This is a genomic window from Enterobacter sp. DSM 30060, assembly GCF_013375955.1.
Classification (GTDB): domain Bacteria; phylum Pseudomonadota; class Gammaproteobacteria; order Enterobacterales; family Enterobacteriaceae; genus Enterobacter; species Enterobacter intestinihominis.
Genome location: NZ_CP056118.1, coordinates 4,183,033 through 4,200,073, shown reverse-complemented (window position 1 = coordinate 4,200,073; position 17,041 = coordinate 4,183,033). Strand labels below are relative to the sequence as shown.

The 17,041-nt window shown below is 56.4% G+C and carries 17 protein-coding genes and 1 pseudogene; 14 read left to right on the top strand and 4 right to left on the bottom strand.

The features are described 5' to 3' along the window. Positions 1-30 precede the first annotated feature (30 nt). Positions 31-1,092: a YncE family protein gene (locus HWQ15_RS20045; RefSeq protein ID WP_063148935.1), complete on the top strand. Its 1,062-nt coding sequence runs from the start codon at positions 31-33 to the stop codon at positions 1,090-1,092. A gap of 92 nt (positions 1,093-1,184) precedes the next feature. Here HWQ15_RS20045 and ansP read toward each other — a convergent pair whose 3' ends face one another. Continuing rightward, positions 1,185-2,681: an L-asparagine permease gene (gene ansP / locus HWQ15_RS20040; protein WP_063148934.1), complete on the bottom strand. Its 1,497-nt coding sequence runs from the start codon at positions 2,679-2,681 to the stop codon at positions 1,185-1,187. Between the two features lie 327 nt (positions 2,682-3,008). Continuing rightward, positions 3,009-3,899, bottom strand: coding sequence for a LysR family transcriptional regulator (locus tag HWQ15_RS20035; protein ID WP_063148933.1), 891 nt, complete (start codon positions 3,897-3,899; stop codon positions 3,009-3,011). A gap of 112 nt (positions 3,900-4,011) precedes the next feature. Between HWQ15_RS20035 and HWQ15_RS20030 the strand changes: the two genes are divergently transcribed. From HWQ15_RS20030 to HWQ15_RS19970, 12 genes and pseudogenes are all read left to right on the top strand, one after another. Beyond that, a complete protein-coding gene (locus HWQ15_RS20030; RefSeq protein ID WP_023314200.1) occupies positions 4,012-4,410 on the top strand; it encodes a cupin domain-containing protein in 399 nt (132 codons plus the stop codon). Between the two features lie 108 nt (positions 4,411-4,518). Further along, positions 4,519-5,520 carry an MsnO8 family LLM class oxidoreductase gene (locus HWQ15_RS20025; protein ID WP_063215929.1) on the top strand — a complete coding sequence of 334 codons (1,002 nt, stop codon included), beginning with the start codon at positions 4,519-4,521 and terminating at the stop codon, positions 5,518-5,520. Continuing rightward, positions 5,517-6,638, top strand: a complete 1,122-nt coding sequence (locus HWQ15_RS20020) for an amidohydrolase (RefSeq protein WP_038416115.1) — start codon at positions 5,517-5,519, stop codon at positions 6,636-6,638. The genes HWQ15_RS20025 and HWQ15_RS20020 overlap by 4 nt, the downstream gene beginning before the upstream one ends. Before the next feature lie 16 nt (positions 6,639-6,654). After that, positions 6,655-8,918, top strand: a pseudogene (locus HWQ15_RS23325) (NtaA/DmoA family FMN-dependent monooxygenase). Between the two features lie 9 nt (positions 8,919-8,927). Beyond that, entirely contained in the window at positions 8,928-9,437 is a 510-nt protein-coding gene (locus HWQ15_RS20005; RefSeq protein WP_063148929.1) for a GNAT family N-acetyltransferase, read from the top strand. A 9-nt stretch (positions 9,438-9,446) separates the two neighbouring features. Then, positions 9,447-10,373: an amino acid ABC transporter permease gene (locus tag HWQ15_RS20000; protein WP_063148928.1), complete on the top strand. Its 927-nt coding sequence runs from the start codon at positions 9,447-9,449 to the stop codon at positions 10,371-10,373. Next, a complete protein-coding gene (locus HWQ15_RS19995) occupies positions 10,357-11,130 on the top strand; it encodes an amino acid ABC transporter ATP-binding protein (RefSeq protein ID WP_022648226.1) in 774 nt (257 codons plus the stop codon). The genes HWQ15_RS20000 and HWQ15_RS19995 overlap by 17 nt, the downstream gene beginning before the upstream one ends. A 9-nt stretch (positions 11,131-11,139) precedes the next feature. After that, the gene (locus HWQ15_RS19990; RefSeq protein WP_022648225.1) at positions 11,140-12,027 is read left to right on the top strand and encodes a transporter substrate-binding domain-containing protein; all 888 of its coding nucleotides are present in this window, start codon (positions 11,140-11,142) and stop codon (positions 12,025-12,027) included. 166 nt (positions 12,028-12,193) lie between these two features. Further along, entirely contained in the window at positions 12,194-12,811 is a 618-nt protein-coding gene (locus HWQ15_RS19985; protein WP_063148927.1) for a glutathione S-transferase family protein, read from the top strand. A gap of 37 nt (positions 12,812-12,848) precedes the next feature. Next, complete coding sequence (gene pptA, locus HWQ15_RS19980; RefSeq protein WP_022648223.1) at positions 12,849-13,079, top strand: tautomerase PptA; 231 nt, start codon at positions 12,849-12,851, stop codon at positions 13,077-13,079. A 185-nt stretch (positions 13,080-13,264) separates the two neighbouring features. Further along, positions 13,265-14,266 (top strand): Kdo(2)-lipid IV(A) acyltransferase, encoded by a 1,002-nt coding sequence (locus HWQ15_RS19975; protein WP_063148926.1) that lies wholly within the window; start codon positions 13,265-13,267, stop codon positions 14,264-14,266. Between the two features lie 90 nt (positions 14,267-14,356). Continuing rightward, positions 14,357-14,992, top strand: a complete 636-nt coding sequence (locus HWQ15_RS19970; RefSeq protein WP_063148954.1) for a helix-turn-helix domain-containing protein — start codon at positions 14,357-14,359, stop codon at positions 14,990-14,992. Positions 14,993-15,131: 139 nt separating this feature from the next. On the opposite strand, the gene HWQ15_RS19965 is transcribed toward HWQ15_RS19970, so the two are convergent. Continuing rightward, positions 15,132-15,608: a GNAT family N-acetyltransferase gene (locus tag HWQ15_RS19965; RefSeq protein WP_022648220.1), complete on the bottom strand. Its 477-nt coding sequence runs from the start codon at positions 15,606-15,608 to the stop codon at positions 15,132-15,134. Positions 15,609-15,693: 85 nt separating this feature from the next. On the opposite strand from HWQ15_RS19965, the gene HWQ15_RS19960 reads away from it, so the two are divergent. After that, the gene (locus tag HWQ15_RS19960) at positions 15,694-16,629 is read left to right on the top strand and encodes a LysR family transcriptional regulator (protein WP_045308160.1); all 936 of its coding nucleotides are present in this window, start codon (positions 15,694-15,696) and stop codon (positions 16,627-16,629) included. On the opposite strand, the gene HWQ15_RS19955 is transcribed toward HWQ15_RS19960, so the two are convergent. Then, positions 16,624-16,926, bottom strand: coding sequence for a helix-turn-helix transcriptional regulator (locus HWQ15_RS19955; RefSeq protein ID WP_022648218.1), 303 nt, complete (start codon positions 16,924-16,926; stop codon positions 16,624-16,626). The two genes, HWQ15_RS19960 and HWQ15_RS19955, sit on opposite strands and share 6 nt — an antisense overlap. Between the last annotated feature and the right edge of the window lie 115 nt (positions 16,927-17,041).

Sequence of the window (17,041 nt, the reverse complement as noted above, 5' to 3'; positions counted from 1 at the left end):
GTAAATATCCTCATTTAAAAAGGAATTGTTATGTCTTTACGTCATCTGTGCTCGCCGCGCCTGCGTGGGTCTCTGCTGTTGGGTTCTTTACTGTTTGCCGGTACGTTCCAGGTTCATGCCGCTGAAGAGATGCTGCGCAAAGCGGTCGGCAAGGGCGCGTATGAAATGGCCGTCAGCCAGCAGGAAAACGCGCTGTGGGTTGCGACGTCACAAAGCCGCAAAACCGATAAGGGCGGCGTGGTCTATCGTCTGGATCCGGTCACGCTGGAAGTGACGCAGGCGATTCATAACGATCTCAAGCCGTTTGGCGCCACGATCGATAACGCCACCCAGACGCTGTGGTTAGGTAACACCGTCAACAGTGCCGTGACGGCGATTGACGCTAAAACGAGCGAGGTGAAAGGGCGCCTGGTGCTGGACGATCGCAAACGTAGCGACACGGTGAAGCCGCTTCAGCCGCGCCAGCTGGTGGCCGATGACACGACCAATACGGTATACATTACCGGCATCGGCAAGGAGAGCGTGATCTGGGTTGTTGATGGCGCAACGCTGAAGCTGAAGGACACCATCACGAACACCGGCACGTTCAGCACCGGACTGGCGCTGGATGCGAAGGCAAAACGCCTGTATACCACCAATGCGGACGGTGAGCTGGTGACCATTGATACCGCGACCAACAAAATCCTCAGCCGTAAGAAAGTACAGGAAGACGGAAAAGAGCACTTCTACCTGAACCTGAGCCTGGACACTGCCGGCCAGCGTGCGTTTGTGACGGATTCAAAACAGCCTGAAGTGCTGGTGGTGAATTTGAAAGATGGCAGCGTAATGCAGAAAATCGCCGCGCCAGAATCGCTGGCCGTACTGTTTAACCCGGCGCGTAACGAAGCCTATGTGACGCACCGCGAGGCGGGCAAGGTGAGCGTGATTGACGCCAAAACTTACAAAGTGACCAAAACCTTCGATACGCCGGTTTACCCGAACAGCCTGGCGCTGTCTGCGGACGGTAAAACGCTGTACGTGACGGTGAAACAGAAGTCTACCCGTCAGCAGGAAGCCACTCAGCCTGACGATGTGATTCGTATCGCGCTTTAAGGTGGGAATTGCCCGGTGGCGCTGCGCTTACCGGGCCTGGAAAACAATGAAATGCAGGCCGGGTAAGGCGTAGCCGCCACCCGGCTTTTTTATTAACGCGACGTCTCTTCCACCAGCGGACCATCCTGTTTGTCATCTCCAGGATGAACCGGGGCGGTACTGTGGATTTCATTCACGCGTTTACGCACGCCAAACCAGCCAGCAATCAACAGCACCGCCAGCAGCGGGATTGTAGCGATGGTGTAGGTGCCGTTAGGGTAGTCGAACGCCATCAGCACCAGCACGCTCAACAGGAATAGCAGGGTAAGCCAGGATGTTACCGGCGCGCCCGGCAGCTTGAAGCTGACGTCAGCCGCTTTCCCTTCTTTAATTGCTTTGCGCAGACGCATCTGACACACCACGATAAAGGCCCAGGAGGCGATGATGCCCAGCGCAGCGACGTTCAGCACGATCTCAAACACCTGAGACGGCACGAGATAGTTCAGGAACACGCCAAAGATATACACCACCAGCGTAGCCAGAATACCCGCGTAAGGCACCTGCTGCTTGCTCATCTTCGACATAAACTTCGGCGCAGAGCCCCCCATCGACATGGAGCGCAGGATACGGCCCGTCGAATAGAGCCCGGAGTTCAGGCTGGAGAGCGCGGCAGTCAGTACCACGATGTTCATGATGCTGCCCACGTACGGCACGCCCAGCTTAGAGAAGAAGGTCACAAACGGGCTTTGCCCCGCCTGGTATGCATTCCACGGCAGCAGCAGTACCAGCAATACCACGGAGCCCACATAGAACAGACCGATACGCCAGATCACGCTGTTGATGGCTTTTGGCACCATCGTCTGCGGATCTTTACATTCACCTGCCGCCGTACCGACCAGTTCGATGGAGGCAAAGGCGAACACCACACCCTGGACCAGAACCAGCGCTGGCAGCAGGTCGTGCGGGAAGAAACCACCGTTATCGGTAATCAGATGGAAGCCGGTGGCGTTGCCGTCCAGCGGTTTACCGGTGCCGAGGAATACGGTCCCGACCACCAGGAAGATCACAATGGCCAGCACCTTCACCAGCGCGAACCAGAACTCCATCTCGGCGAACCATTTCACGCCGATCATGTTCATGGTCCCGACGATTGCCAGCGCCCCGAGGGCGAACACCCACTGCGGCACATCCCCAAACGCGCCCCAGTAGTGCATGTACAGCGCAACGGCGGTGATATCGACGATACCGGTCATTGCCCAGTTAACGAAGTACATCCAGCCCGCGACATACGCGGCCTTTTCACCGAGAAATTCACGGGCGTAAGAGACAAAGCTGCCGCTGGAAGGGCGGTGGAGCACCAGCTCGCCGAGGGCGCGAAGAATGAAGAAAGAGAAGATACCGCACACCAGATAGACCAGGGCGAGAGCGGGGCCAGCCATTTGCAGACGTGCGCCTGCACCTAAAAAAAGACCTGTACCGATAGCGCCGCCGATGGCGATCATCTGCACCTGACGGTTGCCCATCGCCTTGTGATAGCCCTCTTCATGAGAGTTCAACCAGCGACGTTTAGCAGCATGATGATCGGCTGCGCTTTTATTGCTTGTTTTCATTGAGTTACCTGTTTGCCTGTCTGAACCATTAACGTGATAGTCCTGCCTGGCAGAAGCCGAAACAAACGATTGCTTCTGCGCAGACACATGCTGCCTTTCCAGTCATTCTGTGTATGGATAAGGCAAAACATGGCGAGGCATCCTACCCGCAATTGATAAGCGACGCAAAATATAACCGTGCCGAAAGTGATGCTCGTCGAAGGAAATCGTGTGGTCAGAGCAGACTGCGATCACAACGCGCTGAATCGTGACGTTTTTTTAGGCAAAAAGGTCTGTGAATGCTGATTTAATCATCAGGTTTACTTAATAGTTACCTATAGGTAGAGCTTATGGATGCCGCAGAGCTGCGATAAGTAATGAAAACGCGGAAGTGTGCTGGCGGCGGCTCGGATAATAGAGATGATAACCGGCAAAAGCCGGACACCAGGCTTCAAGCACACGCACTAACCGGCCCTCAGCAAGGGCGTCCTGAACCGCATCTTCCGGGACGTACGCCAGCCCCAGACCGTTTTCGGCGGCATCAATGCGTTGCGGCAGGCTGTTGAGGATCAACTGGCCGTCAACCCGCACGCGCAGCTCACGTCCGTCCCGTTCAAATTCCCAGGCATATAATCCGCCGCGTGTGGGCAGGCGCATATTAATGCAGCGGTGCTGATCAAGCTGCTCCGGCGTTTCCGGTACCCCGAAACGATGCAAATAGTCTGCCGACCCGACGACCGCCATGCGCATGTCCGGGGCAATACGTATCGCAATCATATCTTTCGCCACCTGCTCACCCAGACGCACCCCCGCGTCAAAGCGGCCGTCGACAATATCTGTCAGCCCATCGTCCACCGTGACTTCAACGTTGATGTCAGGATACTGCGCCATAAAGGGTTTAAGCACAGGCCACAGCACGGCAGACATGGCGTGCTCCCCGGCGGTTAGGCGAATATTCCCGGCAGGTCTGTCGCGGGTATCACGCAGCGTGGTAAGTTCCTGCTCGATCTCCAGCAGATGGGGGCTTAAGCGCATGAAGAGTTGCTCGCCGGCCTCGGTAGGGGCCACGCTGCGGGTGGTGCGGGTTAACAGACGGACTTCCAGCCTCGCTTCCAGATTGCGCATCGCGTGACTGAGCGCCGACTGAGATACCCCAAGCTGCGCCGCGGCGCGGGTAAAGCTGCGCTCCCGGGCGACAACCATAAAGGAGAGCAGATCGTTGAAGTTGTCTTTTAACATGGCGGCTTATCCTATTTATGAATTGAACTCATAGTTCCTTTCTGATTATGCACTCTAATGCTCTCCATGGCTTTACGCTACTGTTAACGCAATAGCAAACGAGGAGTAGATCATGAAAATTATCCGTAGCGGTTCGCTACCTTCCGTTCAGGGGCCAGAGGCCTGGTTTACCGGCAGCGTGCGCATTGACGCACCTTTCCAGGCGACTGAACCGGCAAAAGTCGGCGGCGCGACCGTCACCTTTGAACCCGGCGCACGTACCGCCTGGCATACGCATCCTCTTGGACAAACGCTGATCGTGACGCAGGGGCGCGGCTGGTTACAGGAGTGGGGGAAAGAGGCGGAACCGCTGAATCAGGGTGATATCGCCTGGATCCCACCCGGCGTGAAGCACTGGCACGGTGCAAGCGCGCAGACGGCGATGACCCATATCGCCATCGCAGAAGCTGTCGACGGGAGCCCGGTGGCATGGCTGGAGAAGGTCACCGACGAGCAGTATCCGAACGAGTAGCGGTAAGCTATAGCTGATTTCCGGCAATCCAAATGTAAATTAATTGTTTCTCAGAGGTGAAATCCGCCTTTAATAATGACGACATGTTAAGTCAAACGAGAACGCAACATGTCATGGCGAATCAGCATTCTGGATAAAAGCCCCGTCGCAGAACACGAAACAGCCGCCGATGCGCTGGCGCGAACCTTAGCACTGGCGCAACAGGCAGAAACGCTGGGTTATCACCGCTTCTGGATTGCCGAACACCACAATACCCCGCAGCTTGCCAGCCCCTCGCCGGAGCTGCTGATTGCCTGGATCCTGGGGCAAACAAAACGTATTCGCGTGGGCTCAGGCGGCGTCATGCTGCAACATTACAGCCCCTATAAAGTCGCCGAAAATTTTAACGTACTGGCCGCCATTGCGCCGGGCCGGGTTGATCTGGGCGTTGGCAAAGCGCCCGGCGGTCTGCCGCTCTCTACCCGCGCCTTGCAGTACGGCCTAAATCCGCAGGAAAAAGGCAGCTTTACTGAACAATTGACGCAGCTTGATCGCTGGATCCGCCCTGAAAATCAGTCAGCGGAGGAGGACGTTCGCGCCACGCCGCTGCCGCCGGTGCCTGCCCGGGGATTTCTGCTGGGCGCCAGTACCGAAAGCGCGCTACTGGCGGCCTCCCTCGACTGGCATTTTGTCTTTGCCGCCCATCTGAACGGTGATCCTGAGCTGCTGCGCGAGGTCGTCACAGCGTGGCGTCAACACAGCGTCCGGGAGGTGATTGTGGCCGTGCAGGTCATTGTTGCCCCAACCCAGGCTGAGGCCGATGCGCTGGCGCAGAAGGTTGAAGTGTGGGGCGTGGAGCTGGTAAACGGACAGCGCGTCACCGTCGCCAGCGAAGAACAGGCCTACGCCTTTGCGCGGCAGGCGGGGAGTGAACCGGTGCGCATTGCGCGTCGGGCGCAGTCTCTGCTGGCCGGAACGGCGGATTCGGTGCTTGAACAGCTCAACGCGCTGCATCAGCAGTGGGGAATTGACGAATTTATCATCGACACGCCGGTCGCTGATGGCGCAACGCGCGTGCAGTCACTGCGACTGCTGGCCGAGGCGCGATTTAACAGGGAGGTGACCGTATGAGCTTTAGCGAACAACTGATTGCCTGGCGCCGTGAGCTGCACCAGAACCCTGAACTCTCCGGTCAGGAGGTCGAAACAACGGCCCGCCTGTGCGAGTGGCTGACGGCAGCCGGGATTGCACCGCTGCCTTACGATCTCCAGACCGGGCTGGTTGCGGAGATCGGCATGGGCAACGCACTGATTGCGCTGCGCGCCGATATCGACGCGTTACCCATTGACGAGCGCAGCGGGGTGCCGTTTAGCTCCCGGCGCGCCGGGGTGATGCATGCCTGCGGACACGACATTCACACCAGCGTGATCCTCGGCGCCGCGCTAAAGCTGAAAGAGCGGGAAGCCTCGCTTAACGGTCGCGTGCGGATCCTGTTCCAGCCTGCGGAAGAAAATTTCGGCGGAGCGAAAAGCATGGTGCGGGCCGGGGCGTTACGCGACGTACGCGCGATTTTCGGAATGCATAACGAGCCTTCACTGCCGGTCGGCGAATTTGCCACGCGCGGCGGCCCGTTCTATGCCAACGTCGATCGCTTCGTTATTCACGTTACCGGCAAAGGCGCGCATGCCGCACGTCCCCATGAAGGCAACGACGCCATCGTGCTGGCAAGCCAGCTGGTAACCGCGCTGCAAAGCGTAGCCAGCCGTAACGTCAATACACTGGATTCGGTTGTTCTGAGCGTGACGCGCATCGCCGGGGGGAATACCTGGAATGTGCTGCCGGAAAGCGTTGAGCTGGAGGGCACGCTGCGCACGCACCGCACGGAAGTGCAGCAGAACGTGAAAGCGCGCGTCGGTGAAATCGCCGCCGGATTTGCCAGCGCTTTTAGCGCGCAGATCAACATCACCTGGTACGCCGGGCCCACCGCGCTGGTGAACGATGAGCACTGGGCCGGGTTTGCCACCTCGGTCGCGCGCGAAGCGGGATATGAAACCCGGCATGCGGAACTGCACATGGGCGGGGAGGATTTCGCGGTCTATCTGCAAAACATACCCGGCGCGTTTGTCAGCATTGGCAGCAACAGTCCGTTTGGGTTACATCACCCGGCATTTAACCCGGACGAAGCATTAATCGAACCCGCTGCCCGCTATTTTGCTCAGCTCGCGGAAAAAGCCCTGCAACACGTTTAATTAATTTGAGGTGAATATGACTGCACATCGTCAATTGCGGCTGGGGACCATTTTGCATGGTGCATCCGGTAATATGTCTGCCTGGCGCCATCCCGCGGCGGTCGCGGATGCCAGCATTAATTTTGATTTCGTTAAAGAAACGGCTTTAAAAGCAGAAGAGGGCAAGCTCGACTTTATATTTGTGGCCGACGGTCTTTATATTAACGAGAAATCCATTCCGCATTTTTTAAACCGCTTTGAGCCGCTGACGGTGTTGTCCGCGCTGGCGAGTATCACCTCGCGCCTGGGACTGGTCGGCACGTTATCCACCTCGTACAGCGAGCCTTTCACCGTTGCACGCCAGTTCGCCAGCCTCGATCACCTGAGCAACGGACGCGCGGGCTGGAACGTGGTGACCTCACCGCTGGAAGGGTCAGCCAGGAACTTCTCCCGTGAAAAACACCCGGAGCATGCGCTGCGCTACCGCATTGCCGATGAGTATCTCGACGTGGTGAAAGGACTGTGGGATTCCTGGGAAGGGGATGCCTTTATCCGCAATAAAGAGAGCGGACAGTTCTTTGATGCGTCGAAACTGCATACTCTGGATCACCACGGTGATTTCTTCCAGGTTTCCGGCCCGCTGAATATTGGCCGCACGCCGCAGGGACGTCCGATTGTCTTTCAGGCTGGTGCGTCCGACGACGGTAAAAAGCTGGCGGCAAAACACGCTGACGCCATCTTTACCCACCATGACACGCGGGAAGAAGCCCAGGCTTTTTACCGCGATGTTAAACAGCAGCTTGAAAGTCACGGCCGCCGCGCAGGGGATTTACATATATTCCAGGGCGTCAGCGTGATTGTTGGAAACGACGCCGATGACGTAGAAAACCAGTATCAAACCACGGCGGCACTGGTCTCCATTAATGATGCGCTGAATTACCTTGGACGTTATTTCGAGCATCACGACTTCAGCCAGTATTCTCTCGACGCGCCGTTCCCGGATATTGGCGATTTGGGCAAAAACAGCTTCCGCAGCACCACCGATGAAATCAAGCGTAACGCCCGTGAGCGCAACTTAACTCTGCGTCAGGTCGCGCTGGAAGCCGCATCGCCGCGCCCGCGTTTTTCCGGCACACCGGAGCAGGTGGCCGATGGTTTACAGGCCTGGTTCGAGGAGAAGGCGGCGGATGGCTTCATCATTCAGGGCGGTACGCCGGACACCTTCCCGCGCTTTGTCGACCAGGTGGTCCCCCTTTTACAGGCGCGCGGCCTGTTCCGCACCGACTATCCCGGCACCACGCTGCGCGAAAGTCTGGGCTTAGACGAGCCCAAAAATCAGTTCACACAACAATAAAAGAGAAAAACGCTATGCAGAAATCATCGCTTATTCTGGCGCTTGCGCTGGCCTTTACCCCTGTCGTCTGGGCAGAGAACGTCAATATTAACGGCACCGGCGTGAGCATTGAGGCCAATAAAACGCCGATCAATACCGCCAAAAACAGCGATGCGATCGCGCAACTGCCGAAAGACTATCGCTTTGCCGTGCCGGGGAAATTTACCGTGGCGGTGGCGGGACTGAATCAACCGCCGCTGACGGTCTTTTCCGACGACAACAAAACTCTGCTGGGAAGTGAGGTCGACATTGCGCGTCTGGTATCGGACAGTCTCGGACTGGAGCTGAACGTGGTGCCCACCTCCTGGGAGGACTGGCCGCTGGGGGTTGCCTCCGGGAAATACGACGCGGCTATCAGCAACATCACCGTCACTAAAGCGCGCAAAGAGAAGTTCGACTTCGCCACCTACCGCAAGGATTCACTTGGCTTCTATGTGAAATCCACCAGTCCGATCAACTCGCTTGTGAAGGCAGAGGATATCGCCGGGCTGCGCATCATCGTAGGTTCCGGCACCAACCAGGAAGCCATTCTGCTGGCATGGAACGAAGAGAACCTCAAAAAAGGGCTTAAACCCTTTACGCCGATATACACCAAAGACGACGCGGCCCAAACGCTGGCGCTTCAGTCCGGACGCGCGGACGCCTACTTTGGCCCGAACGTGATCGGTGCCTGGAAAGCGGCGCTTAACGGTAAAACCAAACTTGTCGGCAGCGTCGACGGCGGCTGGCCGAAGGCGGCGCATATCGCGGTGACGCTGAAAAAAGGCAGCGGCCTGGTCGAACCGGTACAAACCGCGCTGAACGGCGCAATCAAGAACGGAGATTACGACAAGGTGCTAAACCGCTGGGGGGAAGGCGTGGAGCGTATCTCCAGTTCCGAAGTTAACCCGGCGGGTCTGGGCGATTAAGGAGGCGCTATGCAGGAACAATTTCGTGACGTTTCGCCGGAAGATGCCGATCTTCAGCCCATTATCGCGGGGCTTTTCGGTGAGTACGCCGCTCGTTACGGCGACTACTTTTCAAAGGATGCGGAAGTCGAGCTGACAGAGTGGTACCTGGCGCCGCAGGGGCTGTTTATCGTCCTGGAGCGCGATGGCGAGATCATCGCCACCGGGGCGTACAAGCCCTTCGACGAACATACCGCAGAGATCAAACGTATCTGGACGAATAAAACGCTGCGCCAGCAGGGACTGGCCGCGCGCGTGGTACAGGAGCTGGAGCGCCGGGCGGTGCTGGCGGGTTACAGCCACATCTACCTGACTACGGGGTTTCGTCAGCCGGAGGCGGTGCGGCTCTATCTCAGTCAGGGGTATCAGCCGCAGTTCGATCTCAACCGCGACCCGGAAGAGTATAGCCAGCCGCCGTTCGACGGTCGGCTGCGTTTCACCAAGATGCTGATCCGCGAAGCGCTCAGCAAAACCGCATAAGGAGCGACGATGAGCAACGTTGAAACCATAAAAGTGGTCCCGGCACGTTATCCGCTGCGCGCTGCTGGCGCCGTGGTGGCGCTGTTTGTGCTGGCTGTCGTGATCCAGTCCGTGGCCTTTAATCCGCGCTGGGAGTGGGCGGTATTTGCCCGCTGGTTCTTTGACCCGGTGATCCTCGAAGGCGTCGGACAGACGCTGCTGCTGACGTTGATAAGTACCGTACTGAGCGTGGTGATTGGCGGCATGCTGGCGCTGGCGCGGCTCTCGTCATCATGGCTGTTGAACAGCCTGGCGTGGGGTTACATCTGGCTGTTCCGATCGCTGCCGCTGATCGTGGTACTGATTATCCTCTATAACTTCTCCTATCTCTACGACACGCTCTCTCTCGGCGTGCCTTTTACCGGCATTACCTGGGGCAGCTTTGAAACCATCAACGTTCTCGGGCAGTTTTCTACCGCCATCGTGGGGCTGACGCTGGTGCAGAGCGCCTATACGGCGGAGATCATTCGCGGGGGCTTCCTTGGGGTCGACCACGGTCAGTATGAGGCGGCCGCTGCGCTGGGTCTGCCGGCGTGGCGTCGCACCGTGCGCATAATTCTCCCTCAGGCGCTGCGCACCATCCTGCCGTCCGGGTTTAACGAAATCGTCAGCCTCGCCAAAGGGACGGCGATGGTTTACGTGCTGGCGATGCCGGAACTGTTCTACACGATCCAGATGATCTACAACCGCACCCAGGAGGTGATCCCGCTGTTGATGGTGGGGGCCGTCTGGTATCTGGTGATCACCACCGTACTGTCTGCCATCCAGCATGTTATTGAGCGTGGACTCGCCCGCAGCGAGCGCCGCTCCGCCGTAAACCAGAGCCGGGCGACCAGCCGCGCGCGTTCCGTCACCACTTCGTCAGCACAGGAGCCCGTTCATGCAAGCCTCTCCTGAAGGACACATTTCCATAACCGGCGTCAGTAAGTTTTTTGGCCGACATAAAGCGCTCGATAACGTCACGCTTGAGATCCCACCGGGCTCCGTGACGGTGATCCTCGGACCCTCTGGATCGGGAAAATCGACGCTGCTGCGCACTATTAACCATCTGGAGCGCGTAGACGAAGGCTTTATCCAGATTGACGGGGATTACATCGGCTATCGCCGTCAGGGTGACAAACTCTACGAGCTCAAAGAGAAAGAGATCCTCAAACAGCGCGTCAACGTTGGGTACGTGTTTCAGAACTTCAATCTTTTTCCGCATCTTACGGTGCTGGAAAACCTGGTTGAAGCACCCATCGCGCATAAAAAGTTCAGTAAAAAAGAGGCTATTGAAAACGCCTACAGCCTTCTGGATGTGGTAGGTCTGCGCGATAAAGCCGATGCCTGGTCGCGTCACCTCTCCGGCGGCCAACAGCAGCGCATCGCCATTGCCCGCGCGCTGGCGCTGCGCCCGCGCGTGATGCTGTTTGATGAACCAACCTCGGCGCTGGATCCGGAACTGGTTGGCGAAGTGCTGGACGTGATTAAAAAGCTCGCCCGCTCCGGCACTACGCTGGTGGTGGTCACCCATGAGATCGGCTTTGCCCGGGAAGTGGCGGACCAGGTGGTATTTATGGTCGACGGTAAAATTGTGGAGCAGGGCAGCAGCGACGACGTGTTAAACCGACCGTCGCATCCGCGAACGCGTCAGTTCCTCTCAAAAGTGCTGTAAGGAGCGCAGATGAAATATGGACTCCTGGCGGGGCTGGTCTTCACGACGGCGAGTCACGCCAGCATTGATTTAAAGGCCAACGAACAGCCGCTGCCGGTGACGGTTGATCAACAGGCAGTGGCGAAAATCCCGGCGAACTATAAATTTGTTGAGCCGGGTACCCTCACGGTGGCGATTTCAGCCCTGAATTCTCCGCCGCTGGCGCTGCTGGCCAGTGATAACCGCACCCGTATTGGCAGCGACCCGGATATCGCCCGGTTGCTGGCGGGCAGTCTGGGGCTGAAGCTGAAGCTGGTGCCAACGGCGTGGGAAGACTGGCCGCTGGGGATCACTTCCGGGCGCTATGACGTGGCGTTGGTGAATATCGCCGTCACCGAGCAACGTAAGGAGAAGTTCGATTTTGCAACCTATCGCGTCGATTCCCTGGCCTTCTCGGTGAAATCCACCAGCAACGTACAGTCGATCACCAGTGCGAAAGATCTGGCCGGTAAAAAGGTGATTGTCGGGTCAGGCACCAATCAGGAACGTATTCTGCTGGGCTGGAACGAAGAGAATAAAAAGGCCGGGCGCGAGCCTGCGTTGCCGGTTTATCTGACCGACGACGCCTCAGGCAATCTCTATATTCAGTCCGGCAGGGCGGATGTCTTCTTTGGACCGCAGTCCGTTTCGGCCTACAAAGCCGCGTTAACCGGCAAAACCCGCGTCGTGGGATTAGGCCCGAAGAAAGCCTATGTCGCCACCACAACCAAAAAAGGCAATGGGCTGGTGTATGCGTTGCAGGCTGCGCTGGACGGTGCGATTAAGCGCGGGGATTATCAAAAGGTGCTGGCGCGCTGGGGGGAAGCGGGCGAAGCGGTGACGTCTTCAGACGTTAATCCACCCGGGATAACCTACTAATGGTGCTCTATACCCTAAATAATTCGAGTTGCAGGAAGGCGGCAAGGGAACGAATCCCCGGGAGCGTACATAAGTACGTGACTGGGGTGAGTGAATGCAGCCAACGCACCTGCAACTTGAAGTATGACGGGTATACACTTAGGGTTTTCATCCCTGAGGAGGCAACATGATCAAACTCTATGGCGTACCCGGCTGGGGATCGGCAATCAGTGAGGTGATGCTGACTCTGGCAGACATCCCGTATCAGTTCGTCAACGTGGATGGGTTTGACCAGCCCGGCCCGCAGCGCGAATTGCTGTTGAAACTGAACCCGCTGTGCCAGGTGCCGACGCTGGAGCTGGAAAATGGGGCGATCGTGACGGAAACCGCGGCGATCGCCCTGATGGTGCTCGACAGACGACCCGACCTCGCGCCGCCCGTTGGGCAGGCCGAGCGCCAGCAGTTTCAGCGCCTGCTCATCTGGTTTGTGGCGAACGTCTATCCCACCTTTACGTATGCAGATTACCCGGAACGCTGGGTGCCTGATGCCCCGGAACAGCTGAAGAAAAACTGTATTGAGTACCGGAAATCCCTCTATCTGTGGTTTGACAGCCAGCTCAGCGCCTCGCCTTATGCCTTTGGCCAACAGCTAACGCTGCTTGACGTCTATATTGCCGTCGTGCGTACCTGGGGGCCAGGTCATGAGTGGTTTACCACCAACGCACCTAATATCACCGCCATCGCGAATGCCGTCTGCGCGTTGCCAGAACTGCACAAGGTGCTAAAAGCTAACGACATAATCTGATAACGTGGAACGCTAACCTATAAAAGGAGCCCTGCCCATGCCTCACGTTGATATCAAATGTTTTCCACGCGATCTGACTGACGAACAAAAAACGGCCCTGGCGGCGGATATCGCCGAAACGATAGTCCGTCATCTGAACAGCAAAGATCGCTCAATCTCCGTGGCGCTTCACGAAGTCCAGGAAGCTGACTGGAAGGCGCAGGTCTGGGATACCGAGATTGGACCTAAACTGGATGAACTGATTAAGAAGCCCGGCTATTCGATGTAACTCGCCTGCCGGGTGGTGCAGTATCACCCGGCGATCCCCGCCTTTCATTCCTTTCGCAAAAATCGATAATAAACAGCACAACGTTTCCGCTACAATTCACTCCTCCGAACAATATTCGTTAAATCAGCAGGTAAGCACTACAACTGCACCAGATTAAGTACAGATAGTAAAAGGATAATTTTTTCATGACAAAATTACCTCGGTTTTCACTCGCCTTTATTCATCCTCGTTACTGGTTCAGTTGGGCAGGCATCGCCGCACTCTGGTGTACGGTCCAGCTCCCATATTCGCTTCTGTTAAAAGCAGGGCACGGACTCGGGCGTCTGGCTATGCGCATGCTTCCACGCCGCGTGGAAATCGCCAGACGAAATCTTGAGCTTTGCTTTCCGGAGATGAAAGAGGGTGAGCGCGAGCGTTTGCTTGAGCGTAATTTTGAATCGGTTGGAATGGGCGTCATCGAAACGGGCATCGCGTGGTTCTGGCCTGACTGGCGCGTGCGCAAACACTTCAGCGTGACCGGCTACGAACATATGGAACAGGCAAGGGCGCAAGGAAGGGGCGTGGTGCTCATTGGCATGCATTTTCTCACGCTGGAATTAGGCGCACGCATCTTTGGCATGCTCAACGCGGGTATTGGCGTCTATCGTCCCAACAACAATGCGTTGCTCGACTGGCTACAGACGCGCGGTCGTCTGCGTTCCAATAAAACCATGCTCGACCGCTACGATTTGAAGGGCATGATCCGCGCGCTTAAGCAAAACGAGATCCTGTGGTATGCCCCGGATCACGACTATGGAAAAACGAATAGCGTGTTTGTGCCGTTTTTTGCCGTCACGGACGCCGCGACAACTGCCGGGAGCTATATGCTGGTGAAAAGTGCCAGACCGGCCGTGATCCCGTTTGTACCACGCAGAAAAGCAGACGGCACAGGGTATGAGCTGATTATCCTGGACGATATTAGCGATACCTTGCAGGGAGGCGATAAAGTGGCCGTGGCTACGCAGATGAACAGGGCAATTGAGCGTGCGGTGATGATGGCACCCGAGCAATATATGTGGCTGCATCGTCGCTTCAAAACGCGTCCTGAAGGGCAACCGGACCTGTATGCGCGAAAAAAACAGGTCCAGTCCTCAGTCAGAACTTTCGCTGCCAGCGATATGTCGGATCGGTCGAGTATCCAGCAGTAGCACAGGGGGCGGATGCCGTTGCGCTCCGCCCTTTATAAAATCTGCGCCGCTGGATAGAATTACCGCATCCACCTTGTCGGGATGCAAAATATGACCGGAAGAGTCTACTATCACCTTGAAAAATATCTCCTCACCGAAGTCGCCGAGCCAGAACGTCTGACCCGCCAGTGGGCAGAAGTGATGTGCGAGTGTCGCGAGCAAAAATCCGGTGCGGAAGAGCGTTTGCGTCTCGCGCTGCTGAATGTGGATTATGTGACCAGCTTTGAGCTTCCCTTCCGGTTACTCCTCACCCGCGCCCCGCAGTTGATTGATGGGATCAGAAATGAGTTCCAGCTCAGTCAAAAAAATGTCCTGTTCAACGGCAAGCGGTTTGGCTGCGTTTACAGCCTTAAACAGGACCTGGAAAGTGTTCCTGACGAATTTACCTATCACCTGAAAACGCGGATCCAGCGAAGCGACAGCACTGGTGGAAGTGAAGTACCTTACCGGCAAATTGCACAGCAGGTGAAAGCGCCCAGGGAACGACTCAAACTGGCACTCGAAAATGGACTATCTGTAACGGCGCTCGACGGGCTTTTCTGGTTTGGCATTCAGCGCATCGCGGCCGATGTGCAGAGGCTAAGAAAAACGGGCACGAGGATTGTGACGTCAGAGACTGAGGTGTTTGATACGCTAACGATGACAACCCGGCGGATCCCCGTCTACAGCCTGACGCAGCCGGAATGAGCCTCGGTCGCTGAATCGTCGAACGTCTCAGAGAAGACAAAAAAGGCGGTAATCTCTTTCTCAGATATACCGTGCTTCAGCAACGCTTTCATTGACATTATGCCCCTTAGAAAGAGGGGCGTTTCACGCGATGGCATTGCTACTCAGCAAATGCCCGCAATGCCTCGCCATCAAGACGATAGCGTACCCATTCGGACTGCGGTACCGCGCCGATGCTCAGATAAAAATCAATTGCAGACTGGTTCCAGTCAAGCACGCTCCATTCCAGCCGGCCGCAGTGACGTTCCACTGCGCATTGCGCGATATTTTTAAGCAGTGCTTTTCCCGCACCCTTGCTGCGGTATTCCGGGGAGACATACAAATCTTCCATATAGATGCCGTTGCGACCAAGCCAGGTGGAATAGCTGGTGAAAAAAACGGCATACCCCACAGCATGGCCTGCATATTCGGCAACCAGCGCTTCGGTTTTACTGTCTGCACCAAACAGCGTTTTACGGATTTCGTCCGGCGTGGTGACCACTTCTTCTGGCGCTTTTTCATAGACTGCGAGTTCGTAAATCATATCGTATATTGCCGCTGCATCTTCAGGTCGCGCCTGACGAATCGTAATGCTCATTCCTTTCCCTTTATCTTTGTTTGTAGTTGATGGGGATAAGCATAAAGGCTAATGTCAGAAGAATTAAGTGCAATGAAATCAATAAATGATGAATATTATGCATCCAGCCTTAAGGCGCCTTGATTTAAACCTTCTGCCGGTTTTTGACGCGATTTATCGCCACAGTTCCGTTCGACTTGCGGCAGATGAGCTGGCGATGAGCACCTCGGCGCTCAGCCATGCCCTGTCACGGCTGCGTGTTTCGCTCAACGACCCGCTGTTCTACCGGGAAGGACATCGAATGTGTCCCAGCGTCTATGCCACCCAGCTTGCGCCAGTTATTGCATCGGCCCTGAAATATCTCGACCAGGAGCTGTCGCCGCAGCCGGAATTTGATCCTGCTGTCAGTACAGCGTGTTTGCAGATCGCGATAACGGACTTTACCGCGTTCTGCATATTCCCTGCGCTCATGAATACGCTTCAACATGCGGCGCCTGGCTTGCGTCTGGAATTACGATATTTGCCGCACAGCCCGGCGTTGACGGAATTACTGGCAGGAGAGGTGGATCTGGCCTTGGGATTCAGCACCATTGAGGATCGCCGGTACCCGGAGCTGGAAGAGATCAGCTGGTTCGAAGATGAATATGTGGTGATTAGCAATGCGAGCCGGAGCGCGCTCACGCTAGAGGATTATCTCGCCGCCCGGCATCTTGTGGTTACGCCGTGGAATGAGAAGCAGGGGGTGCTGGATTTGCAGCTGGAACGCATGGGTTATACCCGACACATTGCGATCAAAACCCCGTCTATGCTCAGCGCCCCGTTTGTTATTGCAGAAAGCGATCTGCTGATGGCGTTACCTCGATTCGCCGCTGAAAAGCTGCTGCCAGCTACCCGTATTAAAATTTTTGATTTACCGTTCCACATCAGTCCGTTTGAAGTAAAAATTTATTCGCACAAGCGCAGCGGGAAACGAGGCGTTACGAACTGGCTCAAAGCTACGCTGCGCGCGCTGGCCGAAAGGCAACAGTCAGTGCGCTTATGATTTCGACTGTAACAGGATCGCCATCAGCCCCGGAAAGCGGGCGTCCAGATCTTCTCTTCTCAGTGAAATCATATTCTCGCGCCCCTGCGGGCGCTGCCAGATCACGCCGCTGTCGCGCAGTACACGCCAGTGGTGAGTCATGGTTGATTTCACCACCTCGTCCGGGCGCAGCGCGTTGCAGCTCAGCTCACTGCCGTCGGCCAGCCGTCGAATAATCGCCAGCCGCAGCGGATTGCCGAGGGCGAACAGCACATTTTCCAGCAGTATTTGTTCTGGTTCCGGGTGGTTTGGGATCATCGTTTTCCTGCGTCTCGCGTGAGATTGAGCTATATCAACAATAGGTCAACCGTTAAAAAATAGTTCGATAATACTCGTACAATAGGACTATTATAACAAACGAACAAACACGCGA